The sequence below is a fragment of the Mesorhizobium sp. 113-3-9 genome (assembly GCF_016756515.1).
Classification (GTDB): domain Bacteria; phylum Pseudomonadota; class Alphaproteobacteria; order Rhizobiales; family Rhizobiaceae; genus Mesorhizobium.
In genome coordinates, this window is the sequence record NZ_AP023246.1 from 6,613,135 (window position 1) to 6,636,426 (window position 23,292).

Annotated in this window: 19 protein-coding genes; 2 read left to right on the forward strand and 17 right to left on the reverse strand. The window is 62.9% G+C overall.

The genetic code is table 11. The features are described from left to right. Positions 1 to 39 precede the first annotated feature (39 nt). From MesoLj_RS31880 to MesoLj_RS31945, 14 genes are all read right to left on the reverse strand, one after another. Positions 40 to 1,212, reverse strand: a complete 1,173-nt coding sequence (locus MesoLj_RS31880; protein WP_202323815.1) for an acetyl-CoA C-acyltransferase — start codon at positions 1,210 to 1,212, stop codon at positions 40 to 42. Next, entirely contained in the window at positions 1,212 to 2,105 is an 894-nt protein-coding gene (locus tag MesoLj_RS31885) for an SDR family NAD(P)-dependent oxidoreductase (protein WP_202323816.1), read from the reverse strand. The genes MesoLj_RS31880 and MesoLj_RS31885 overlap by 1 nt, the downstream gene beginning before the upstream one ends. Positions 2,106 to 2,179: 74 nt before the next feature. Then, the gene (locus tag MesoLj_RS31890; protein ID WP_202323817.1) at positions 2,180 to 3,901 is read right to left on the reverse strand and encodes an AMP-binding protein; all 1,722 of its coding nucleotides are present in this window, start codon (positions 3,899 to 3,901) and stop codon (positions 2,180 to 2,182) included. A 15-nt stretch (positions 3,902 to 3,916) separates the two neighbouring features. Further along, positions 3,917 to 5,413, reverse strand: a complete 1,497-nt coding sequence (locus MesoLj_RS31895) for a sugar ABC transporter ATP-binding protein (protein WP_202323818.1) — start codon at positions 5,411 to 5,413, stop codon at positions 3,917 to 3,919. Continuing rightward, positions 5,410 to 6,450 carry a hypothetical protein gene (locus MesoLj_RS31900; RefSeq protein ID WP_202323819.1) on the reverse strand — a complete coding sequence of 347 codons (1,041 nt, stop codon included), beginning with the start codon at positions 6,448 to 6,450 and terminating at the stop codon, positions 5,410 to 5,412. The genes MesoLj_RS31895 and MesoLj_RS31900 overlap by 4 nt, the downstream gene beginning before the upstream one ends. Further along, positions 6,450 to 8,585 carry an ABC transporter permease gene (locus MesoLj_RS31905; protein WP_202323820.1) on the reverse strand — a complete coding sequence of 712 codons (2,136 nt, stop codon included), beginning with the start codon at positions 8,583 to 8,585 and terminating at the stop codon, positions 6,450 to 6,452. Before MesoLj_RS31905 ends, MesoLj_RS31900 begins: the two co-directional genes overlap by 1 nt. 75 nt (positions 8,586 to 8,660) lie before the next feature. Next, positions 8,661 to 9,611, reverse strand: coding sequence for a sugar ABC transporter substrate-binding protein (locus tag MesoLj_RS31910; RefSeq protein ID WP_181180059.1), 951 nt, complete (start codon positions 9,609 to 9,611; stop codon positions 8,661 to 8,663). 68 nt (positions 9,612 to 9,679) lie between these two features. Continuing rightward, on the reverse strand, positions 9,680 to 10,687 hold the full coding sequence (locus MesoLj_RS31915; protein WP_202323821.1) for an ABC transporter permease: 1,008 nt from the start codon (positions 10,685 to 10,687) through the stop codon (positions 9,680 to 9,682). Positions 10,688 to 11,160: 473 nt separating this feature from the next. Further along, a complete protein-coding gene (locus MesoLj_RS31920; protein WP_202323822.1) occupies positions 11,161 to 11,880 on the reverse strand; it encodes a TetR/AcrR family transcriptional regulator in 720 nt (239 codons plus the stop codon). Between the two features lie 639 nt (positions 11,881 to 12,519). Continuing rightward, positions 12,520 to 14,082 (reverse strand): glutamine-hydrolyzing GMP synthase, encoded by a 1,563-nt coding sequence (guaA, locus tag MesoLj_RS31925; RefSeq protein ID WP_056565210.1) that lies wholly within the window; start codon positions 14,080 to 14,082, stop codon positions 12,520 to 12,522. 55 nt (positions 14,083 to 14,137) lie between these two features. Then, positions 14,138 to 14,803, reverse strand: coding sequence for a 5'-methylthioadenosine/S-adenosylhomocysteine nucleosidase (locus MesoLj_RS31930; RefSeq protein WP_202323823.1), 666 nt, complete (start codon positions 14,801 to 14,803; stop codon positions 14,138 to 14,140). After that, positions 14,803 to 15,261, reverse strand: coding sequence for a PaaI family thioesterase (locus tag MesoLj_RS31935; protein WP_023686843.1), 459 nt, complete (start codon positions 15,259 to 15,261; stop codon positions 14,803 to 14,805). The genes MesoLj_RS31930 and MesoLj_RS31935 overlap by 1 nt, the downstream gene beginning before the upstream one ends. Before the next feature lie 98 nt (positions 15,262 to 15,359). After that, a complete protein-coding gene (locus tag MesoLj_RS31940; protein WP_202323824.1) occupies positions 15,360 to 15,812 on the reverse strand; it encodes a TspO/MBR family protein in 453 nt (150 codons plus the stop codon). A 74-nt stretch (positions 15,813 to 15,886) separates the two neighbouring features. Continuing rightward, positions 15,887 to 17,176 carry an RsmB/NOP family class I SAM-dependent RNA methyltransferase gene (locus MesoLj_RS31945; RefSeq protein WP_202323825.1) on the reverse strand — a complete coding sequence of 430 codons (1,290 nt, stop codon included), beginning with the start codon at positions 17,174 to 17,176 and terminating at the stop codon, positions 15,887 to 15,889. A gap of 302 nt (positions 17,177 to 17,478) precedes the next feature. Here MesoLj_RS31945 and MesoLj_RS31950 point away from each other — a divergent pair, with 302 nt between their 5' ends. Then, positions 17,479 to 18,156 carry an MIP family channel protein gene (locus MesoLj_RS31950; protein ID WP_140774951.1) on the forward strand — a complete coding sequence of 226 codons (678 nt, stop codon included), beginning with the start codon at positions 17,479 to 17,481 and terminating at the stop codon, positions 18,154 to 18,156. 72 nt (positions 18,157 to 18,228) lie between these two features. Here MesoLj_RS31950 and katG read toward each other — a convergent pair whose 3' ends face one another. Continuing rightward, positions 18,229 to 20,427: a catalase/peroxidase HPI gene (gene katG / locus MesoLj_RS31955; protein ID WP_202323826.1), complete on the reverse strand. Its 2,199-nt coding sequence runs from the start codon at positions 20,425 to 20,427 to the stop codon at positions 18,229 to 18,231. Between the two features lie 162 nt (positions 20,428 to 20,589). Between katG and MesoLj_RS31960 the strand changes: the two genes are divergently transcribed. Further along, positions 20,590 to 21,498: a hydrogen peroxide-inducible genes activator gene (locus MesoLj_RS31960; RefSeq protein WP_202323827.1), complete on the forward strand. Its 909-nt coding sequence runs from the start codon at positions 20,590 to 20,592 to the stop codon at positions 21,496 to 21,498. A 9-nt stretch (positions 21,499 to 21,507) separates the two neighbouring features. On the opposite strand, the gene MesoLj_RS31965 is transcribed toward MesoLj_RS31960, so the two are convergent. Together MesoLj_RS31965 and MesoLj_RS31970 are read right to left on the reverse strand one after the other, a co-directional pair. Next, positions 21,508 to 22,260, reverse strand: a complete 753-nt coding sequence (locus MesoLj_RS31965) for an amino acid ABC transporter ATP-binding protein (protein WP_202327565.1) — start codon at positions 22,258 to 22,260, stop codon at positions 21,508 to 21,510. A 50-nt stretch (positions 22,261 to 22,310) separates the two neighbouring features. Then, positions 22,311 to 23,252, reverse strand: coding sequence for an amino acid ABC transporter permease (locus MesoLj_RS31970; RefSeq protein ID WP_202323828.1), 942 nt, complete (start codon positions 23,250 to 23,252; stop codon positions 22,311 to 22,313). Between the last annotated feature and the right edge of the window lie 40 nt (positions 23,253 to 23,292).

Here is a 23,292-nt window from a genome sequence, read left to right on the forward strand (position 1 = left end):
TTGGCGGGTTAAGGTTCAACTTCTTAGGAGTCCGCGACGTTACAGTACTTCGAAGAGCCCTGCCGCGCCCATGCCCCCGCCCACGCACATGGTGACAACGATATAACGCACGCCTCGTCGTTTGCCTTCCAGGAGGGCGTGGCCAACCATTCTTGCTCCCGACATGCCATAGGGATGGCCGATTGAAATCGCGCCGCCGTTGACGTTGAGCCGTTCAGCAGGGATGCCGAGCCGGTCGCGGCAATACAGAACCTGGACGGCGAAAGCCTCATTGATCTCCCAAAGACCAATGTCTTCCGGAGAGAGTTCGAAGCGCTCAAGCAGGCGCGGCACGGCGAAGACTGGACCAATGCCCATTTCATCCGGCTTCGTGCCGGCCACAGCCATACCGACATAGCGGCCGAGCGGGTTCAGACCGCGTCGCTCCGCGAGGCGCGCTTCCATCACAACGCAGGCCGAGGCGCCATCGGAAAGCTGACTGGCATTCCCGGCCGTGACCGTGCCGCCTGGAATCACTGTCGCCAGCGCGCTTAGTCCTTCGAGCGTGGTGTCGGGCCTTGCTCCCTCGTCGCGATCGAGGATGACTTCGTGAAAGGTGATGTCCTTGGTCGCTTTGTCGACGCGTTTCATCGTCGTCCTCATCGGCACGATCTCGGCATCGAAACGCCCGGCGCGCTGAGCTTCAGCGGTGCGTTGTTGCGAACTGAGTGCATAGGCGTCGCATGTCTCGCGTGCGATGCCGTAGCGCCGCGCGACTACCTCCGCGGTCTCGATCATCGGCATGTACGCGTCGGGATGCATGGCGGTGAGCATAGGGTCGGGCGTGATCCGCAATTCGGGCGTCTGGACCAGCGAAATCGACTCTACCCCGCCCGCAACGACGATATCCATCCGGTCGACGATGATCTGCTTTGCAGCGGTCGCTATGGTCATCAGTCCGGATGAACATTGCCGGTCGAGGGTCATGCCTGGCACCGTTACCGGGAAACCCGCGCGCAATGCCGCCATACGGCCGACCGACTGCTGCACCCCTTGCGGCAAGGAGGAGCCAAGCAGGCAGTCCTCGATCTCCGCAGGCGCAACGCCGGCGCGTTCGACGGCCGCGGTGAGGGCATGCGCCGCAAGCGTCGGCGATGGTGTGTGGTTCAACGCGCCGCGATAGGCGCGACCAATCGGCGTCCGCGCCGTCGATACGATCACCGCGTCGCGCATCAGCGATACATCCCCGCTGCCGTGGCGGCCGTCTCGGCGCTGGCAAGTTCGCGCTCGGCCTGGGTGAAGCCGTAGTCCGGTACGACCTCACGGTCGCGTTCTGATATCGCATCCCATTCCTGGACGACCCGTTCGCCCGCGTCTTCGCCCCCGCCGATATAGAGGCCTTGCGTAAGGACCACGCCTGCCCGGGCGAAATGACCCGCGCCGGCGCAAAGGATCGCGCGGGTGGGCGCGCCCTCGCCGACGAGCGCGAGCAGTCCCGGACTGACCAGCGCCGGATCGAGCAAGTTCAGGTGTCCTTCCGACAGCAGGCCATCGGTCATCTGCGTCGCGGCGGTTGGAGCCAGGCAGTTGACCCGGATGCCGTATTTGTCGCCCTCTATCGCCAGGGTCTGCATCAGCCCGACCAGCGCCATCTTGGCGGCGCCGTAGTTGGCCTGGCCGAAATTGCCGTAGAGCCCGGACGACGACGTGGTCATCACGACCCGGCCGTAGCGCTGTTCGCGCATGATGTCCCATACCGCCTTGGTGCAGATCACCGCACCCATCAGGTGAACGTCGACCACCAGGCGGAAATCGTCGAGGCTCATTTTCGCGAAGCTTTTGTCGCGCAAGATCCCGGCGTTGTTGACCAGAATGTCGACGCGACCCCAGCGCTGCATTGTCCGCGCGGTCAGTTCGGCAATGGCGGCCTCGTCGGTCACCGATGCGGCGATGGCAATGGCTTCGTAACCCGCCGCCACGATTTCCGCGGCGACGCGATCCGCTGCCTCATGCGACAGATCGTTGACCACCACCCTGGCGCCTTGCCGCGCCAGGAAAAAGGCGTGCGCACGGCCAAGCCCGCCGCCCGCGCCGGTTATGATCGCGATCTTTCCATTGACAGACATTCGGCTGCATCCTCTGATTTCGACCGGCCATGTTCGCCGGGTAACGGTTCATCGACATTTGTTGGTGACCGACATCAACCGCCGCCGTATTCGGCTCGCAGTCGCATCTTGTCTATCTTGCCGGTGGCCGCGAGCGGCATGCGCTCCAGTCGATAGACCGCATCGGGAATACACCATGACGCGACATGCCCTTGCAACGAAGCCAGAAGGTCTTCGTCGCTGATCACCTGCGCCTCGCGTATCTCGACCAGAAGGATCGGGCGCTCACCCCATTTCGGATCCGGTCGTCCAATCACTGCTGCGAGCCCGACCTCCGGGAGAGCGCCGATCACCGCCTCGATCTCGGCCGGGTTGATCCATTCGCCGCCGGATTTGATCAGGTCCTTGACCCGGCCCGTAATCGCGACATTGCCGCTTTCGTCGATGCGCGCGAGATCGCCTGTCGCAAACCAGCCATTCGCATCGCTCGCCTTGTCCTGCTCTCCGAAATAGCGTTCAACGACAGCGGCACCGCGCACGCGCAACTGGCCTTCAACACCGCGCTGCCGAGGCAGCGCCTGTCCGTCGACGTCGGTCAGCAACAGATCGACGCCTATAGCGGGGCGGCCCGAGAGCCCCGCTTGCGATCGCTCGTGAAGCGGCGCCACCGTGCCTGACGGCGAGAGCTCGGTCATTCCCCAACTCGTCTGCACTTTCACATCAAGGCGGCTTTCGATCCGCTCCATCAGCGCCGGTGCGATGGGGGCTCCTCCAACGGTGATGCGCTTGAGCGTCGGCATGGATATGCCGGTCGCTTCGACATGCTCGACAAGGCCCAGCCAGACGGTGGGGACGCCCACTGCCATCGTCACCTCTTCCTCCACAATCAGGCGCGCCAGGCTGGCGCCGTCCATGGCGCGTCCCGGCAGGACCAGCCTTGCGCCCACCGCCGGCACCGCGAATGGAAGGCCCCAGGCGTTGGCATGAAACATCGGCACGACGGCAAGAACGCTGTCGGCGCTTGAGATGGCCATCACATCGGCCTGCAACAGCCGCAGCGTGTGCAAGAAGCTCGAGCGATGGGTGTAGGTGACCCCCTTGGGGGCGCCCGTTGTGCCCGAAGTGAAGCAAAGTCCGCAAGGAGACGTCTCGTCGAAACCACCCCAGCCCGCCTCGCCCTGCGACCGCGCAATCAGCAGGTCGAGCGAGCAAAGCGGCGGTTCGGCGACGAAGTCTCTTGCCCCGTCGATCACCCAGATGCGCTCGATGTCCGTCGCGGCGGCGACCATCTCCGCGGCAAGCGGCAGGAGATCCGCACTGACGACGAGGATTCGCGCTTTGGACAAGCCCGCCATGGCAGCGAGTTGCGCGCCGGTCAGCCGCGGGTTGAGTGTATGGCAGACGGCGCCCATGCCCATGCAGGCGTACCAGACCTCGACATGAGCCTGGGTGTTCCAGGCGAGAGTGGCGATCCGGTCCCCAACACGTATGCCGAAGCTCCGCAGCACTGCCGAGATGCACATGCTGCGATCCCTCAAGGCGAGGTATCCAATTCGATCGGATTTGCCGCCCGCGCGTCCGGTTACCACCTCCGCTTGAGGATGCCATTTGGCGGCGTGCTCGAGAAACTTCTCGAGCGTCAACGAGAAGGGCTGGACGGTGCCGTCCATCATCGCGACCTCGCCGGGCAGCCGGCCACGATCATTCGTCTGCGATCGCCCTTTCCACCCGAGGCAATCGGTATGAAATTCACTATCGAGCCAGTTAATAACATGGATTGACCTGTCTAATTGATGTCCTGCTCCGCCTCCCGTCACCGGGGGGCGGCGCGCTCAGTGAATCGCGGCATTGAGAATACTGGCCGCGCTTGCCTCGGCCCGTGAAAACTCGGCGGCAATCGTGCCGCTTTTGGCGACCAGGATCCGGTCGCAGGTTTCCAGAATTTCCGGCAAATAGGACGATATCAGAATGACGCCGGCACCGCTGTCGGCAAAGCTGCGGATGATCTGGCGGATCTCGGCAATTGCCCCGACATCCACCCCGCGCGTCGGCTCGTCGAAGATAACCAGCTTCGGCTTCTGAATGAGTGATTTGGCGATGACCACCTTCTGTTGGTTGCCGCCGGAAAGATACAGGACCGGTCGTTCGACGCCGATGCTCCGGATTGAAAGCCTGTCCACCCACTCGCTTGCCAAGGCTCGCATCCTTGCCCGTGGAGCAAGGATGCGACGACCTCCGAACTTGGCCAGCCAACCCAAGCCGATGTTTTCCGCCACGCTCAGCGTGTCGAAGAAACCGTCGAGCTTGCGATCCTCGCTGATATAGGCGATCCCATCGGCCACTGCCTGAGCCGGGAGGCCGTAGCGCACTTCGCGGCCGTCGAGCCAGATACGGCCACCGCCGAAATTGCGCTTTGTGTGTCCCATGATGACCTTGGCGACTTCGCTCCTGCCCGAGCCGATCAAGCCTGCCAGGCCTGTGATCTCGCCGGGGAAGATCGAGAAGGACATGCTGTTGACCATGCTGCCCATGCGGATGTTTTCCACGCGCAGCACCGGCAAGGCGGACCGGGGCGGACGCCTTGCCGCCGGGGCCTTGTCCTGCTCTTTCAGTTCATCGCCGATCATGTGGTGGATGAGCATGCCGCGATTGAAATCGGCGGCCGGCCCGGTGGTCATCATGCGTCCGTTTCTCAGAACGGAGATTCTGTCCGCATAGGTCAGGGCCTCTTCCAGCGCATGCGATATGAAGACGATCGCCACACCGTCTCGCTGCAGCGACTTCATCAGGTCGAAGAGATGATCGGTTTCCTCCGGGGTCAGGGCCGCCGTGGGTTCGTCAAGGATGATGACCCTTGCCTTGTTCAGCACCGCGCGGGCGATCTCGACCATTTGCCGTTTGGCTGCGGAGAGCGTCCCTGCAAGCTGCGCGGGGTCGACCTTGAAATTCAGTCGCTGCAGAACTTGCCGGGCAGCACTGCGCACCCGCCGTACCGAGTTGAACATGTGCTCGCGGCCCAGGACCATGTTCTGGGCGACGGTGAGTTGCGGCACCAGGCTGGTCTCCTGGTAGACCATTGAAATCCCCTGCCCGCTCGCATCCCTGGGTGAAGAGAAAACCACCGGCTGGCCATCGATCCTGAGAATGCCCTCGGATGGCGAGATCACGCCGGCGATCAGCTTGCATAGCGTCGACTTTCCAGCGCCATTCTCTCCGACCAGGGCGTGAATCTCGCCAGCCATCAAATCAAAGCTCGCATCGGCAAGCGCCGCGGTGTTGCCATACGTCTTCGTGACATTCTCAAGGCTGACGATGGGCTGGGCTGTCATGGCACGCTCCCAGAACCGAGATTGAGGATTTCGCCGCTGGCCCGGCTGACGGCAATCAGGTTCTTGTTCCACGAACAGACATCGCAGATCGCATGCCGCCTTCCGTTGGCGCGCGAATGCGCGCAGGCGATCGGCATCAGGGCCTCGTCCAGTTCGATCACCAGCCCATATGAAAATGAAGGCGCCCAGGGTTTTACGTCACCGAAGAGCCGGGCCGCCCCCAGTTCGATTGGGAAGTCGTGGCTGATTTCCGGCGTGGCTCGCGGCGAGATCCAGTAGCGCGGATCGAGATTGGCCTTCATATCCGAAACGAACACCGGCTCCGTCTTCAGGAATTCGATCAAGGGATCACGCCTCGACAGGCAGGCCATCGCGTATCCGGTGTCGGTCTTGCGAATGCGGCCGAGATAGCCGGGATAGCCAGACTGGAGAGTGCGGCCTGAAAGATCGACGATGCTGGCCCGGTCGAGTTGGGAGACGATGAGGCCGCCGGCGAAGTCTGGGGTGATGCCCATCGGGCAGTGCAATGCTCGCGCAACGATGCGCGGCTCCTTGAAGCGGCCCACCACCACGACCTTCCCGCGAGGCACTTCATCCCATGGCGCGATGGACAACACGTTTTGATCGTCGCGGTAGCCATTGTCGACGACAGCGATCTCGTCGCTGGACAGGAAGGCGCAATCGCTCACAGAGACGAGATCCTGCGGCGCGGACCAGCCATCGACCGCCTGCCCGCTCTGGTCGACGACCGCGATGGAGCCACCTTGCAGACCGACCGCGACAAGGCCGTCGGCGCTGCACGACAGGGCGGACACGGGTTGGTCGAACCGCGTCCAGGCTTCCGGTGCGTCGCGCCATCGGTGCAGGCGAAATATCTGACTGCCGGAACTGAACAGCAGGTGGCCTTCGGCTGATACGGACAATGCTTCCGGCTTCTCCACAGGGATGGCATCCGCGTCGTCCAGCCGGTGGTTGGGGCCAAGAACCCCTTCCAGCGTCATTCCGGGAGTATCTTTGGCCTTGCGTGCGAAGAGCATCAACGGTCCCTCCCCCAATAGCTCGCAGGCCCGGTCCACCGTGCGTTGGCGCCTTCTAGGGCGAGCCGACCGATCTTGTCGTTGGTCACGCCGCCGAGGAACAGAGAGCCTTCGTGCTCGCGCATCGATGTGATCATGTAGAGAGGTCCATCGGGAGCATCCCAAAGTGCATCCACTATCTTGCCCAGCCCGTCTATCTTGAGCACGCCTCCGATGTTGAGGTTGCCGAAGAGCCAGTTTGTCGGAGGCACGCGCCTTGTCATGCGCCGTCGCAGGCCCGGGTGTTTCAGCACCCGGTCGAAGAGCGGATTGCGCATCCCGGCCAGCGCCACCCAGTAGCCGCCATCCGACGCCCGGTTGATGTTGTCGGGATAACCCGGCAGACCTTTGAGGAAGATGCGTGGCCCATCCGACAACTTGGCGAGATCGAAGATCAGGATCGAGCAGTTCCACGTACTGGCGACCAGCAGGTGCTTGCCGTCATGTGTCAGGCACACACCGTTTGGAAACACCAGATTGTCGCAGATGGTCCGGGTTTTCCCGGATTTCGGGTCATGGCTGAGGAGACGGCCGTTGGGCCGCCCTTCAAGAAGGTCCATTCCCCAGTTTTCAATGTCGTAGCGCTTCGTTGCGTCTGTGAAATAGATCGTGCCATCGGGTCCTATGTCCAGATCGTCGGCCATACGGATTGCGGTGTCGTCCTGGACACTGAAGAGGCTGCGTGACGTCTCGTCCGTCAACAGTTCGACGTCGCCTGCCATGGTGACGCGGATCAGTCCCATTCCGGCAACGCAGGTGACGATCCGCCCTTCCCGGTCGAAGGCCAGCCCAAGTGGGCGCCCGCCAATCTTGGCCAGCACGCTTACATCCGAATAGGTCGGTGCGGCGATTTTCAGGATGCAGCCATTGCGGTTACCGCAATAGAGGTTCCCTTCAGCGTCGAGAATAACATCCTCGGGTCCGTCAACGCGCCCGGAAGCCAGGATTTCCGCGCCCTTCAGCCGCGGGGCCATCTCATCCGGCATCAATCCGCGCATGCCCTCGACCGGCCCGGCATCGAGCACGATGGGATCGAGGTAGCTCGAGGCCAGCAAGCGGTGCCGGTTCTTGCGGAATCGGACGTCGATCGTCAGGATCACGATGATGATGGCGCCCATGCAGAACTGGACGAAATCGCCACGGAAGCCTGCATTGATCATCGCGTTGTTCAGGAGGTAGATCGTCGTGAAGCCGATGAGCACCGTCACGGGCGAACCCTTGCCGGGAACGAAGCCGCCAAGGCCGACCACGAGAGCCGTCAGCGCGAAAAACTCCATGCCGATGCCGGTGTCGGCGACGCTGATGCTGTTTTGACGTGCCGCAAACAGAAAGCCGGCCAGACCGACGATAAATCCCGCCAGGAGGTAGGCCAGGAAAATGGTCGTCCTGACAGGGATACCACCATGGCGCGCGGCCTTGCGGTTCCCACCGACCGCGAGGATATGCCAGCCGAAGCGAAGCTGGCGAAACATGACGAACACCAGCGCCGCCACGGCGATCAGGCACCAAGCTCCGATTGGGACGGCCAGGAACTTCTCGAAGCCAATCCAGTCCCAAAGGTCATCGGTGCGGCTGCTCGTCGATATTTCCACGAGTTCAGCCTGGGCGGCGAGCGCAAACAATGCCCTGACGGTGATCATTGTCCCGAGCGTCGTCAACAACGCGCCACAGCCGAGCAGGCCGGCGACGATGCCATTCGTCATGCCGACCGCGGCGCCGGCCGCAAGGGTAAGCACCAACACGGCAGGAACCGGCAGGTTGAGAATGTGGAAGCAGTAGAGCGCGACGAAGGCCGACATGGCGAAGTTCGAGCCGACCGAGAGATCGATGCCGCCAACCGCGACGACAATCAGAAGCGCCAGGACGACGAGCCCGCCATCGGCGGCATACTGCGCGAGATTCTGCAGGTTGGCCGGCGAGAAATAGCCGTCCGTCGTCAGTGCGATGCCGATCAACACGCACAGAAGGGCCAGGAACGGAATTGTACTCTCGATCCATCCCTTGGCGAGGATGTCCGCCAGAATGCGCCGCGGCGACACCACGAACAGGGGTACGTGTTGCCTTGGCAGGCTGGCGAAGTCGATTTCAGCGGGCATGGCGCGTTCCAGGCGATGGAAAAGGCGGGGCTGGAGAGCCCCGCGGAGTCCGTTATGTCAGCGACTGGCCGTCGCTCACATTTTCCAGCACAAGCTAGCATCGTATGTGGGGCCGCCCTTGATGATCTTGAGAGGTGAATCCACCGTCAGCATGGACCCGTCCGCGGCGGCGGCTCCCTGCAGCAGCAGGTCGATCACCGTGGCCGCATCGCGGCCCTGCCCGTCGGCGTCGTAGCTCCACACCCGGTCGAGAATCTTGTCCTCCACCGCCTTGCAGGTGACGTTGTCGCCACCGCCCGTTGCGTAGACCAGCACCTTGTCCTCAAGCCCAGCGTCCTTGACGGCATGGCCGGCGCCCATCGTATGAACATCCCAGTGGCCGAAGATGGCGCAGAGGTCTGGATGCTGTTGCAGCACGGTTGCCGTGATCTGGCGCGCCTTCTCTGGCTCCCAGTCGGACGCCTGGTTGGAGACAACCTGGATCTCGGGGTGATCCTTGAACACCTTGAAGGCCGCATCGTTCATCATGACGCTGTCGGCCGCGGTCAACTGACCGGGGATGATGGCCACCTTGCCCGACTTGCCGCTGCCTGCGCCGCACTCCTTGACGATGTCCTCCGCGACGTCGTGGCCAATGCGGGTCCAGTTGGCGCCGACGAATGCGGAAGATGGCTGGTTGGACTGCAGGTTGAGCTGCAGGACCTTGATGCCCGCGGCCTCGGCCTGCTTGATCTGGCGAGCCAGCAACTGAACCGTCGGATTGTGAACGACCAGAACATCAGGCTTTTCACTGATCGCCTTGGCCAGAAGTTCGGCCATTGCGCCGCTGTTGAAGGCGGGATCGCGGATCTCGAGGGTGTAGCCATGCAACGCCGCATCCTCCTTCATGCGGCGCGCCCACCCTTCGGTCAGCGAAATACCCATGGCGATCGGTATGAAGATCACCTTCTTGCCGGCGAGGTCGGTGCCCGCCGAGGTCGATCCGGTTGAACCCATCGCCGCGGTCGCCGCGATCAGAAAAGCCATAGCTGCGGTTCGGACGCGATTTCCAATTCTATAGACCATGTTCTCCTCCTTGGTTTGATTATCAGTCTTTAAAGATCGCCAACGGTGTCCGTTTCGGTGTCCCTGGGGTTCAGATAATTGTCGATGACGATTGCAAGGATGAGGACCAGCCCCCTCAGGGCGTCCTGCATCTGGGTGGTAAAGTTCATGAGCGTCATCCCATTGCGCAGTATGGCGATGAGTGCCGCCCCGACCAGGATGTTCCTGAGGCCGCCGCGGCCACCCCGAAGCGGTATGCCGCCGAGCACCACGACAAGGATTACATCAAATAGCAGGGTTCCGTTCGAGACGGTCCGGAAGTCAACCGCGCCGCTGGCCGCCGAGGTGACAAGGCCGGCCAGGAGCGCCGTGACGGCGGCAAAGACATACACCACCACGGTTGTCGTCCTTACCGGCAGGCCGGTCAGGCGGGCGGCCTGATAATTGTCGCCCATGGCGTATATAATGCGCCCGGCCGTCGAGTAGCTGAGCAGCACCCCGGTCGCCACAAGGGTGGCGAGCATCAGCGCGACCGGTACCGTCACGCCGGGCAGGATGTTTCCCGACAGGAAGAGCACCGCGGGGTTGGATTTCGGCAGCAGCAGGATGAATTCGCCACGCAGGATCGCGAACCGAAACAGGCCGGTGATGAACATGGCCGACGCCAATGTGGCCAGCATGGCTGGAATGCCTACATAGGCGATTAGAAAGGCGTTCACGATTCCGACCAGGACCATGGCGGCGACCGCCACCAGCAACGCCAGCGAGGCCGGGCTGCCGCCGGTAACCAGGATGCTGAAGATGGTTGCCCCTGCCACCATCTGGGCGATCAGGGACAGATCCAAGCCCCTCGATATGATCACGACGGCCATGCCGCAGCTCAGCATGACGAGCGAGGTGGAATTGGACAGGATGACCAGCAGGTTTCCAGAGGTCGCAAATCCATCGATGAAGAGAGCGAACAAGACCGCCAGGGCAAAGGTCACGACGAGCACGACGCGCTCGAGCATGCCGACCTCACGTCTGCCCGTCATTTTCCCCAGCACGGTCTCAGTCATGGCAGGCGCCGTCCGAGCCGATCGTATCAACGGCTCCGCACGCGCCGGCCGGCGACCGGAAGGCTCCTCGACGGCCTGACAAGCGAGACGCAACGGTTGCGTGGGGACGCATCGCGCAGCCCACACCGATCAAGCCCGCAATCCCTGCTTTGCGTTGCATGTCCTCTCCTCCCGGGCGAAGCTGTAGCAAGAATTACATTCACTAACAAGATAGCGAATGTTATTTGTCGCAAGGATGATCCGCCTGCCGGCAACGCTGGCGTCGGACGGCTTCGACCGGCCGCCCGCCCAGGCGGCGATGGCGATTTTCAGGATGATCTCAAGGTGAGAAGTCGGCCGCCGGGACCATATCGCTTGGGATCGGGTGCCCGACAGCAGCTTGACCGGAGATGGCGGTCACGCACACCGGTCTTGGTCCGGGATTGTGCCGAGACAGCGCCCGCCAGAGTGGCTTCGCACGAGGCGATAGCGGGTCAGGTCTTGCGCGTCGCCCCCAGCCTGTCGCCCGCAGCCTCCCGCTTCACGCAGATGGACCGGATGCCCGCCGCCATGAACGTTGCCATCCGTTCCTTGACTGCTACAAAGTCGTCCGACCGGCACAGTCCGCCGGACAGTTTGTCAATGCGGCCGGTTCGCGCGAGCGTCAGCATCAGCGCTCCGGTGACGAAATGATATCCCCAGAAAATGTCTTCTTCAGCGGATCCGGGAAGCGCTTTCTTGAGCAGGTCAATCAGTCGCAACACGACGGGATCGAAGTGCTTGTCCATCAGTTCGGCGCCCCATTGCGGTGTGTTCGCCACCTGGGCACCCAAGGCAGCGTAATTCTTCCAGCCCTCGTCGCCTTCGATGTAGAGGTCGAGATCGGTGTCGAGAAAGGCGTGCAACGCGCCCTCTACCGTAGGCTTGCCTTTCATTGCGCGGTCATAGTCGGCAAGCGCCTTCATCCGCCGATCGCTGGTGACCGCAGCCCTGCGCGCAAAGACAGCGTCAAAAAGCATCTTCTTGTCGGTGAAGTAGTAATTGATCAGCGTGTGGTGCACACCGACGGCTCGAGCGACGTCCTTCAGTGCGACTCCATGCAGTCCATGCTTTGAGAAGAGGAATTCGGCGGTGTCGAGAATCTGCTCGATCGTCTCGGCTCGTTGCTCTGCTTTCGTGGCACGCTTGCGCCTTACGCCGCTCTCCTGAGACAAGCTGATACCCTTTCCAATTCACCGGCGAACGGACCGCGCCAGTCCAGCAGCGGATACATTCGAAAGTCCAACCAAGGCAAGTGATCCTGCGAGGTAGGCTGGGCGCCACAATGCATCCGCTTAACAACCGACGCCAGCGCATCCATTTCGCGCGCTGTGAAGCGAGCCTTGGCAATTCGACGCATTCCAAGTCAATCCAAGAATCAATCAATGTGATACACGAGTCAATCCTCACTCGCTAGATAGTGAATTAAATCGCTTTTCGGTTGTGTTTCAGCCGTCTCCGATCACTGCTTGGATGGGTTGGACCAAAAATCATTGGCCTCAAGAAGGCGCTCGAACTCCTTCAGGAGGAAGGTCTCGAAAACGTCCTCATCCGCCATGACCGCGGGCTCTTGGCAGGATTTTCCTATTTTTTTCAATAAGTTAAAATGAAAAGTGCCGTCACGAGTCTCATTGGCCGTGACGGTACTTTGAAAAATTGGTCGGGGCAATATGGTCGAGGCCCGTCAGGCGGGCCGCCAACGGCAAACTCTAAGTGCCGATAGGCGCCGAATGTCCTGGAGAGGATTTATTCTTTATTTCAACGGCTTGCGTCGTATTTCGGCGCATCTCCGGTGGCGTTTGGATGGGCCTGAATCACTCCCACTCGATCGTACCCGGCGGCTTCGACGTCACGTCGTAGACGACACGGTTGATGCCGCGGACTTCGTTGATGATGCGCGTGGCGGCGGCGCCCAGGAAGGCCATGTCATAGTGATAGAAGTCCGCCGTCATACCGTCGACCGAGGTAACGGCGCGCAACGCGCAGACGAATTCGTAGGTGCGGCCGTCGCCCATCACGCCGACGGTCTGCACCGGCAAGAGCACGGCAAAGGCCTGCCAGATGGCATCGTAGAGGCCAGCCTTGCGGATCTCGTCGAGATAGATGGCGTCGGCTTCGCGCAGGATCTCCAGCTTTTCGCGCGTGATGCCGCCCGGGCAGCGGATGGCAAGGCCAGGACCCGGGAACGGATGGCGGCCGATGAAGCTCTCGGGCAGGCCGAGTTCCTTGCCGAGCGCCCTCACCTCATCCTTGAACAGTTCGCGCAGCGGCTCGACCAGCTTCATATTCATGCGCTCGGGCAGGCCGCCGACATTGTGGTGCGACTTGATGGTCACCGACGGACCGCCGGTGAAGGAGACGCTTTCGATGACGTCGGGATAGAGCGTGCCTTGCGCCAGGAAGTCGGCGCCGCCAAGTTTCTTTGCCTCTTCCTCGAACACTTCGATGAACAGCCGGCCGATGGTCTTGCGCTTCTTTTCGGGGTCGACCTCGCCTTCCAGCGCCGAGATGAATTTTTCCGAGGCATCGACCAGGATCAGCGGCAGATTGTAGTGCTGGCGGAACATCGCCACCACACCTGCCGCCTCGTCCTTGCGCATCAGGCCGTGGTCGACGAGAATGCAGGTGAGCTGGTCGCCGACCGCCTCGTGGATCAGCAGTGCCGCGACCGAGGAGTCCACGCCGCCCGACAGCGCGCAGATGACCTTGCCCTTGCCGACCTGCTTGCGGATCGCCTCGACCGCGTGCTCGCGGTAGGCGCGCATCGTCCAGTCGCCCTCGATGCCGGCGATGTTGTGGACGAAGTTCCTGAGCAGCCTCGCGCCATCGGGCGTATGCACAACCTCGGGATGGAACATGATGCCGTACATGCGGCGCTCGACGTTGCCGAAGATGGCGAAGGGCGAACTTTCCGACTTGCCGAAGACCTGAAAACCCGGCGGCAGGGCGATGACGCGGTCGCCATGGCTCATCCAGACCTGATGCCGCTGGCCCGTCGCCCACAGGCCCTCGAACAGCGGGCTGTCCTTCTCGATCTCGACGAAGGCTCGGCCGAATTCGCGATGGTTGGAACTTTCGGCGACACCGCCCATCTGCACGCACATGGCCATCTGGCCATAGCAGATGCCAAGCACCGGCACGCCGGCATCGAAGACGATCTGCGGCGCGCGCGGGCTGCCGATATCCGATGTCGAGGCCGGACCGCCGGACAGGATCACGGCTTTGGGATTGATGCGCTTGAACGCCGCTTCGGCCGACTGGAACGGCACGATCTCGGAAAACACGCCGGCCTCGCGGATGCGGCGGGCGATGAGCTGCGTAAACTGGCTGCCGAAATCGACAATCAGGACGGTATCGGGGTGATTGGCTGTTGTCATGGCGAGCGTTTAGAGAAAGAAATGAGTCTGCGCAATGGGTTGCGTAGCCTGACTTTCAGACGGGTCTGGCCTGGTCGTTGGATGGAGCAGTCCGCAACAAGCCCGACCCGATCGCCCGTTCGAGGTGCATGACGGCCTCGGCCAGCTTCTCGTCGATGACGTGCAGATATTCCGTCCAGTCGCCGACATGCCTGAGATCAGCCGCGCCGTCTGAAATGCCGCGCAGCCCGATCAGGGGCACATCGAACAGTTGGCAGGCGCGCAGGCAGGCGAAGGTTTCCATGTCGACCATTTCGGCCGCGATCGTGTCGTAGGCAGCACCGGTGATGATCGCGCCGCCGGTGGACAGCGTGGCTTGCCTGATTTCGGGTATCCGCAGCGGCAGCGGCACGATGACCGGCAGGTCGAGGAACGGGGTCGCGCCTTTCTCGAAACCCAAGGGCGAAGCATCGATGTCGCGATAACCGACCGAGACGGCCTGATAGATTTCCGTCTGTTCCAGGGTCCGGCTGCCGGCCGAGCCGAGCGACACGACGAGGTCCGGCAACGCCTTTTCCGACTTCAGCCAGGACAGCTCGGCGCCTAGCCGGACGGCGGCCTCGACCGGCCCGACACCCGTCATCAGCGGCGTGAACAGTTTTTGCAGATGCGGGCCATATTCGGCCTGCGCCGCCATGACGAAGAGGACATCCTTGCCGCCAATTCGCGTAACATTAGCCATCAGCCCGCAATCCCATCGCGGCCTACCACCGTCATCATCGTCCCCGTCATGGTCGCGATCAGCTTGGCTTCGCCGTCGGCGGCAAAGGCGTAGGCCTGGCCATCGGCGACGATGATGGTGCGGCCAGGCTTGGTCACCGAGCCGCGAAACAGGAAGCGCTCGCCCCTGCCCGGCGCCAAAAGGTTGACCTTGAATTCGATGGTGAGCACCCCGGAATTTTCCGGCATCAGGGAAAAGGCCGCATAGCCGCAAGCCGAATCCAGCGCCGTCGAGATGACGCCGGCATGCAGGAAGCCGTGCTGCTGGGTCAATGCCGCCGAATAGGGCATCTCGATTTCGATGATGCCGGGCGTCACCAGTGTCAGTTCGGCGCCGATCGTGGCCATCGCCTGCTGGCGCGCGAAAGACGCCCTGACGCGATCCTCATAGTCCGGAGCCGGTACGATCTTTGCTGCCATCGCAATTGCCTTCAGTTTTGCCGGAGAAGCTTATCGCAGAGGCACGGGCGGCAGGCAAATGCTTTTGCTGCACTGCAACAAAACGACATTGGAGGGGCCTAGTTCAACCAGACAAGCGAGGCGTTGAGCACGGTGGCGAAGGCCACCCATGCCGCATAAGGCACGAACAGCCAGCCCGAAAGCCGGTCGCGGTTCCAGGCTCTCACGATGAACAGCACGATGCTGGCGAGAAGAAGCATGATGACGACCAAGGCGGGTCCCATCATCCTTGCTCCGAAGAAGGTTGGCGACCACAGGAAATTCAGGGCGAGCTGGACGCCCCAGATCTTCATCGCCGCTCCCGCCGGTGCTCGCTCCCACGTTCGCCAGCCGGCCACCGCGATCAGCACGTAGAGCAGTGTCCAGACGGGCGCGAAAACCCAGTTGGGCGGATTGAAGGGCGGTTTGACCAGCGATGCATACCAGGCACCCGGCAACGTCGCATAGCCGATCAGCAAGCCTCCACCGATCACCAGGACAAGGAAAGGCAGCAGCGACAGATATTTTTTCAAGAATCCCACCCCAGAGCGACACGGCGCCGCGCATCTGCAACTGGGGCACTGGCGCTCCTTGTCAACGGCAGCGTTCAACTCGCCTTGCGCATGGCGCAGAAGTAAAACCCGTCAGTGCCGCTCAATGCCGGTGACAGCGAAATATCCTCGCCAGTGCCGACCCGCGCTGCAGCCTCGTGCCCCGGAAAATGGCCATCCCACAAAGCGCGGTGATCGAGCGGGGCAAAGCCGCTGTCGCGCTCGCGAAACGCGGCGACCTGTTCGCCGTTCTCCTCGTCGAACACCGAGCAGGTGATATAGATAAGCAGGCCGCCGGGCTTCACATACGCCTTGGCGGCATCGAGGATCGCCGACTGCTCACCCTTGCGGGCGTCGAGCTGCCTTTGCGTCAGCCGCCATTTCGCATCGGGACGGCGCCGCCAGGTGCCGCTGCCGGTGCAGGGCGCGTCGACCAGCACGACATCCATATGGCCAGAGAGCGGAGCGAGTTCGGCCGGCCTGGTCACGACCTGCACATTGCGGTTTTCCGAGCGGCGGATGCGGTCGAAGATCGGCGCCAGCCGCGCCTTTTCGGCATCGTGGGCAAAGATCTGGCCTGTATTGCCCATCGATGCCGACAGCGCCAGTGTCTTGCCGCCGGCGCCGGCGCAGAAGTCCAGCACCTGCATGCCAGCCTCGGCGCCGGCAAGCGCGGCCGCTATTTGCGAGCCCTCGTCCTGCACCTCGAACCAGCCTTTCTGGAAGGCCGGCTCGGACTGTACGTTCGGGTGCCTGCCGTCGCCATCGATCGGCGGAATGCGGATGCCGAGCGGCGCGATCCGCGCGGCCCGCGCCCCGGTATCGGCCAGCTCCTTGAGGACCTTGGCACGATCCGCCTGCAGCGTGTTGACCCTGATGTCGAGCGGCGGGCGGGTCGCCAGCGCCGCGCCCTCCCCGACCCATGCCTCGCCAAAGGCCCGTTCGAAAAGCGGTTCGCACCAATCGGGTATGTCGGCCCGCACCGCAGATGGGGCATCGGCAAGCCGGCGACCGGCGATCGTCTGCAGCTCGGTGGTGCTGAGCAGCGGCGGTGCGAACTTGTCACCGTCGAGCGCGTCGTTGAGCGACTGCGCCGTCTGGCTCCACTCGAGCAGCAACGCGCCAAAGCCGATGGCGCGCGGCGTATCTTCGCCGAGCAGCCAGCCGGCGGAGCGTTTGTGGCGCAGCGCGTCGTAGACGATGTTGCCGATGGCCGCGCGATCACCGCCGCCAGCGAAGCGATGTGACAGGCCCCAATCCTTCAGCGCATCGGCCACCGGCCGGTGACGCCGGCCAATGTCCTCCAGCACTTCGATGGCCGCAGCCAGCCGTCCGCCCAGTCGCATCGATCATTCCATCAAATCGTGATCTATCGCCTGCTCTTAGAGCCTTTCGCGTCCGGATTGAACCCCGCTCCGTCTCGCGACGAAGAGGCAGCCTGAAATCCGTCCGATCAATACATCTCGCGGACCGGCAACAGCAGATCGATCAATAAATGCAAGGTGTCTAATGTTCGTAACTGCCGACTGCAAGCACGACCTGTGGGGCAACCGCTCTGCTTTCCAAGTTTTTCGGTTGGTAATACTCTTCACACCATGATTCGCGGCGTGGAAAACGCGGACCGGCGGATCGCTACGAGGAGAGGGCAATGAAAACTTATTTGGCGGAAGTTCTAGGCACATTTCTGTTGGTGTTCATCGGTACGGCATCGGTGGTGACGGGCGGCTTCGGCGGCGCGCTGCCGCTCGGCCAGGAAGGCATCGGTCTGGCATTCGGCATCGGCCTCATCGCCGCTGCCTACGCGATCGGCCCGATTTCGGGCGCGCATCTCAATCCGGCGGTGACGCTCGGCGTCTTCCTCGCCGGCCGGCTGCCGGCCAAGGACGTCATCCCCTACTGGATCGCGCAGGTCATCGGCGCCATCCTGGCTTCGCTGGCACTGTGGATCATCGTTTCCGGCAAGACCAGCGAACCCATCACCAACTTTGGCGCCAATGGCTGGGACGTGGCGAAATGGGGCATGAGCTCGGCCTTCCTCTGGGAGCTGATCGGCACCTTCACCTTCGTCACGGTGATCCTGGGCGTTACGGCTGAAAAGCACTCGACGGCGTTTGCCGGCCTGGTCATCGGCCTGACGCTGGCCGGCATCCACTTCGCCATGATCCCGGTCACCGGCACCTCGGTCAATCCGGCCCGCTCCATCGGCCCGGCGCTGTTCACCGGCGGTGCCGCGCTCAGCCAGCTCTGGCTGTTCATCGTCGCCCCGCTGATCGGCGGCGCCATCGCCGGCGTCGTCGCCAAGGCGCGCGTCTTCGAGAAGGATTGATCTCAAGAGCCTGAATGCAAAAGGCGCGGGCCATGGCCCGCGCCTTTTTTGTTGGATAGAGCTCTTTCCGGATCAGCCGGCGATGTCGAAGCGGTCGGCGTTCATCACCTTGGTCCATGCCACGACGAAGTCTTTCGCGAACTTCGCCTTGGCGTCCGCGGTCGCATAGACTTCGGCAAGAGCGCGCAGCTGCGAGTGTGAGCCGAAGATGAGGTCGGCACGGGTGCCGGTCCACTTGACTTCACCGGTCTTGCGGTCGCGGCCTTCGAACACGTCCTTGGCATCGGACGTAGCCTTCCACTCCGTGCCCATGTCGAGCAGGTTGACGAAGAAGTCGTTGCTCAGCGTTTCCGGCTGTTTGGTGAAGACACCATGCTTGGACTGCCCGGCATTGGCGCCGAGAACGCGCAGTCCACCGACGAGGACGGTCAATTCCGGCGCCGTCAGCGTCAGCAACTGCGCACGGTCGACCAGCGCCTCCTCGACGGTCAGCCGCTGCTTGCCGCTGACATAATTGCGGAAACCGTCAACGGTCGGTTCCAGCGGCGCGAAGGAGTGGATGTCGGTCTGCTCCTGCGAGGCGTCCATGCGGCCCGGCCAGAAGGGAACGTCCACATTGTGGCCGGCGGCCTTCGCGGCTTTCTCGATTGCCGCGTTGCCGCCGAGAACGATCAGGTCGGCAAGCGAGACCTTCTTGCCGCCGGTCTGTGCGGCGTTGAAGTCCTTGGCGATCGCTCCGAGCTTGTCGAGCACCTTGGCGAGCTCGGCAGGCTGGTTGACGGCCCAGTCCTTCTGTGGGCTGAGGCGGATGCGCGCGCCATTGGCGCCGCCGCGCTTGTCGGAACCACGGAAGGTCGAGGCCGAAGCCCACGCCGTCGAGACCAGCTGCGACACCGACAGGCCGGAGGCCAGGATCCTGGCCTTGAGCGCTTCGGCATCCTGCTCGTCGATCAGCACATGGTCGACCGCCGGGATGATGTCCTGCCAGGGCAGCTCTTCCTTGGGGACGAGCGGGCCGAGATAGCGCGCGACCGGGCCCATGTCGCGGTGGGTCAGCTTGTACCAGGCGCGGGCGAATGCGTCGGCGAACTGATCCGGGTTCTCGTGGAAGCGCCGCGAGATCGTCTCGTAAGACGGATCGAAGCGCAAAGCGAGGTCGGTGGTCAGCATGGAGGGCGCGTGGCGCTTGGCCGAATTGTGCGCGTCCGGCACCGTGCCGGCGCCCGCGCCACCCTTCGGCGTCCACTGATGCGCGCCGGCCGGGCTCTTGGTCAGCTCCCATTCGAAGCCGAACAGATTGTCGAAGAAGTTGTTGCTCCATTTGGTCGGCGTCGTCGTCCAGATGACTTCCAGACCGCTGCCGATGGCGTCACCGCCCTTGCCGGTGCCGAATTTGCTCGCCCAGCCAAGACCCTGCTGCTCGATGTCGGCACCTTCCGGCTCGACGCCGACAAGTGCCGCATCGCCAGCGCCATGGGTCTTGCCGAATGTGTGGCCACCGGCGATGAGCGCGACGGTTTCCTCATCGTTCATCGCCATGCGGGCGAAGGTGTCCCTGATATCACGCGCCGAAGCCAGCGGATCGGGCTTGCCGTTCGGCCCTTCCGGGTTGACGTAGATCAGGCCCATCTGCACGGCACCGAGCGGGTTCTGCAGGTCACGGTCGCCGCTGTAGCGCTCGTCTGCCAGCCACTTGCCTTCGGGCCCCCAGTAGACGTCCTGCTCGGGCTCCCACACATCGGCGCGGCCGCCGGCAAAGCCAAAGGTCTTGAAGCCCATCGATTCCAGCGCGACGTTGCCGGTCAGGATCAGAAGGTCGGCCCAGGAGATCTTGCGGCCATATTTCTGCTTGATCGGCCACAGGAGCCGGCGGGCCTTGTCGAGGTTGACGTTATCCGGCCAGCTGTTCAGCGGCGCGAAACGCTGCTGGCCGGCTCCGGCGCCGCCGCGGCCGTCGGCGATGCGGTAGGTGCCGGCGCTGTGCCACGCCATGCGGATGAACAGCGGCCCGTAATGGCCGAAGTCGGCCGGCCACCATTCCTGCGAATCCGTCATCAACGCATGCAGATCCTTGATGACAGCGTCGAGGTCGAGGCTCTTGAATTCCTCGGCATAGTCGAACGCCTCGCCCATCGGGTCGGACAGAGACGATTGCTGATGCAGGATCTGAACATTCAGCTGGTTCGGCCACCAGTCACGGTTGGTCCGGCCGGCGGATCCATGCGCCACAGGGCATTTGCCCGCGCTGTTGTCGTCGGTTTTCGCGTCCATCTTACTGCTCCGATTTTGCCGAGGTTTGACTTTGCCGAGGTTGATTTTTGCCAAGATCTTGGGGCCGGCCAGCGACCGCACCAATCTGGAACGATTCCAGACTAGGCCGCATTGCTGATAAAAACAAATTGCCTTTCCTGTTCATTTCGATAGGCTTTTCTTATGATAGGCTTGACTGTCCGACAGATGCACTATTTCGACGCGCTGGCGCAGACGCTGCATTTCGGGCGCGCGGCAAAACTCGCCGGTGTCAGCCAACCGGCGCTGTCCTCTCAGATCGCGGAGATGGAGCAACGGCTGAACTGCCGGCTGTTCGAGCGCGGCGGCAAGTCGGTCCGAATGACCGACGAGGCGGTCGCCCTTTTGCCGCGTATCGAACGCATCCTGGCCGACATACGCGACGTCGAAACGACAGCCCGGCGCGGCCGCACGGCCATGGAGGGGCGCTTCCGGTTGGGCATCATCCCGACTGTCGCGCCCTATCTTCTGCCGCGCGCCCTGCCCGAACTGAAGAAGCATTTTCCGGCCTTGCTGCTCGAATTGCGCGAGGCCGTCACAACCTCCCTGGTCGAGGACACCGCATCGCGCAAGCTCGACGCTTTCATCGCGGCACTTCCGCTCGATCATCCTGGCCTGACCACCGAGGCACTGTTTCCCGACCGGTTTTTCCTCGCCGTGCCAGCTGGCGATCCGGCCTTCGCCTCGCCGCCGGTTCCGCCTGAAAGCCCGGCACTGGAGCGGCTGATGCTGCTGGAGGAAGGGCATTGCCTGCGCGAACAGGCGCTGGCGGTCTGCGGCAATGTGCGTCCGGTGGCGATGGCAAGCTACGGCGCCACCAGCCTGACCACGCTGTTGCAGATGGTGGCGCATGGCCTCGGCGTCACGCTCATCCCCGAAATGGCGGCCGGCCCCGCCGGCACCATCCCCGACCTCAAGATCGTGCCGTTCCAGGAGCCGATGCCGCAACGCATGATCTGCCTTGCCTGGCGACGCAACAATGCAAGGCATGGGGAGTGCGTCGAACTCGCCAAGATCATCCGCAGTCTCGGCACGGCGGTGTTGGCCGCGTGAAGCCAGGCGTCACAGAACCCGGGACAGGAACTCGCGGGTGCGCGGCGATTTCGGGCTGGCGATCATCTCGCGCGGCGCGCCGCGCTCGACGATCACGCCGCCGTCCATGAAGACGAGCTGATCGCCGATCTCGCGGGCAAAGCCGATCTCGTGGGTGACGACGACCATGGTCATGCCGCTCTCGGCCAGATCGCGCATCACCTGCAGCACCTCGCCGACAAGTTCGGGGTCGAGCGCCGATGTCGGCTCGTCGAACAAAAGCACCTTCGGCTTCATCGCCATGGCACGCGCGATCGCCACGCGCTGCTGCTGGCCGCCGGACAGTTCGCGCGGATAGCGGTCGACCTTGTCGGCAAGGCCGACGCGGCGCAGCAGCACTTCCGCCTCGGCCGTGGCCTGGTCGACGGGGATGCGCCGCACCTGTGTCGGCGCCTCGATCAGGTTCTCCATCACCGTCATGTGCGAGAACAGGTTGAACGACTGGAACAGCATGCCGATCTCGGCCCGGCGCTGACACAGGAGATCGTCCTTGACCTCGTAGAGCTTGTCGCCCTGGAGGTCGTAGCCGACGAACTGGCTGTCCACCAACAGGATGCCGCCGCTGAGTTTTTCCAGATGGTTGATGCAACGCAGGAACGTGCTCTTGCCGGATCCCGACGGACCGATGATGCAGGCCACCGTTCCCTCGGCGACGTCGAAGTCGACGCCCTTGAGCACTTCAAGCTGGCCATAGGTTTTGCGCACGCCGCGCGCGAACACCATGGAATCAGCCGGGACGCCGAAGCGGGCGCGATTTTCGGACTTCACGTCGCTCATCGGGCAACGCCGCGCAGGCTGATCAAGTTGCGCAAGGCGCGCATCGTCAGGGGATCCCGGCGCGTGTCGCTGCGGCCGAAATGGCGCTCCAGGAAATGCTGTCCGACCGACATGATGCTGACCACGGCGAGGTACCAGAAGGCGACCACGATCAGGAGCGGGATCGTCTCGAAGGTACGGGCATAGATGCTTTGTGCCGTATAGAACAGGTCATCAACGGCGATGAACGTCACCAGCGAGGTCATCTTCAGGAGGTTGATCGCCTCGTTGCCGGTCGGCGGCAGCACGAAGCGCATGGCTTGCGGCAGGGTGATGCGCTTCAGGATCATGCGGTAGGGCATGCCGAGCGCGCTCGCCGCTTCCGACTGGCCCGACGGCACGGACTTGATGCCGGCGCGGATGATCTCGGCCATGTAGCCGGCCTCGCACAGCGAAAGCGCAACGACAGCGGAGAAGAACGGGGTCATGAAATCATTGGTGCGTACGGAAAACAGCGTGCCCAGGAAAGGCAGAGTGAGCGAAATTTCGCGCACCAGCAGCGACAGGTTGAACCAGAAGATCAGCTGGATCAGGGCCGGGACACCCCGGAAGAACCAGACATAGACGCCCGCGAAGGCGCGCAGCACCTGACTTGGCGATACCCGCATGATGGCGATGACAGTGCCGACCACGATCGCCAACACCATGATGATGACGGTGAGCACCAGCGTGTTGCCAAGGCCACGCATGATCGAGGGGTGGAAGAGATAGCCGGCGGCCGTGCTCCAGGCGAAGGCCGGATTGCTGGCGAAGGCGCGAATGATGAGGAACGCCAGCAGCAAGGCGAACGCCGTGCCGATCCAGATGCCATAACGGCGCTGCGGCACGACGGTCAGTCGTGACACGGCAGCGGCAACGCCCGGCTCGACGCCGATCTCGGTCGGGTGGGCCACGCCCATCAATCGTCTCCTGATTGCTGGCCGGCGCCTGACCGACGGT

Coding starts and splice junctions, on each gene's coding strand:
- MesoLj_RS31910 (WP_181180059.1), bottom strand. CDS start 9,611: ATGGCTTTTCTGATCGCGGCGACCGCGGCGATGGGTTCAACCGGATCG.
- guaA (WP_056565210.1), bottom strand. CDS start 14,082: ATGACAACAGCCAATCACCCCGATACCGTCCTGATTGTCGATTTCGGC.
- MesoLj_RS31880 (WP_202323815.1), bottom strand. CDS start 1,212: ATGCGCGACGCGGTGATCGTATCGACGGCGCGGACGCCGATTGGTCGC.
- MesoLj_RS31965 (WP_202327565.1), bottom strand. CDS start 22,260: ATGGTGTTCGCGCGCGGCGTGCGCAAAACCTATGGCCAGCTTGAAGTG.
- MesoLj_RS31950 (WP_140774951.1), top strand. CDS start 17,479: ATGAAAACTTATTTGGCGGAAGTTCTAGGCACATTTCTGTTGGTGTTC.
- MesoLj_RS31970 (WP_202323828.1), bottom strand. CDS start 23,252: ATGGGCGTGGCCCACCCGACCGAGATCGGCGTCGAGCCGGGCGTTGCC.
- katG (WP_202323826.1), bottom strand. CDS start 20,427: ATGGACGCGAAAACCGACGACAACAGCGCGGGCAAATGCCCTGTGGCG.
- MesoLj_RS31900 (WP_202323819.1), bottom strand. CDS start 6,450: ATGCTCTTCGCACGCAAGGCCAAAGATACTCCCGGAATGACGCTGGAA.
- MesoLj_RS31945 (WP_202323825.1), bottom strand. CDS start 17,176: ATGCGACTGGGCGGACGGCTGGCTGCGGCCATCGAAGTGCTGGAGGAC.
- MesoLj_RS31895 (WP_202323818.1), bottom strand. CDS start 5,413: ATGACAGCCCAGCCCATCGTCAGCCTTGAGAATGTCACGAAGACGTAT.
- MesoLj_RS31930 (WP_202323823.1), bottom strand. CDS start 14,803: ATGGCTAATGTTACGCGAATTGGCGGCAAGGATGTCCTCTTCGTCATG.
- MesoLj_RS31935 (WP_023686843.1), bottom strand. CDS start 15,261: ATGGCAGCAAAGATCGTACCGGCTCCGGACTATGAGGATCGCGTCAGG.
- MesoLj_RS31885 (WP_202323816.1), bottom strand. CDS start 2,105: ATGTCTGTCAATGGAAAGATCGCGATCATAACCGGCGCGGGCGGCGGG.
- MesoLj_RS31960 (WP_202323827.1), top strand. CDS start 20,590: ATGATAGGCTTGACTGTCCGACAGATGCACTATTTCGACGCGCTGGCG.
- MesoLj_RS31915 (WP_202323821.1), bottom strand. CDS start 10,687: ATGACTGAGACCGTGCTGGGGAAAATGACGGGCAGACGTGAGGTCGGC.
- MesoLj_RS31905 (WP_202323820.1), bottom strand. CDS start 8,585: ATGCCCGCTGAAATCGACTTCGCCAGCCTGCCAAGGCAACACGTACCC.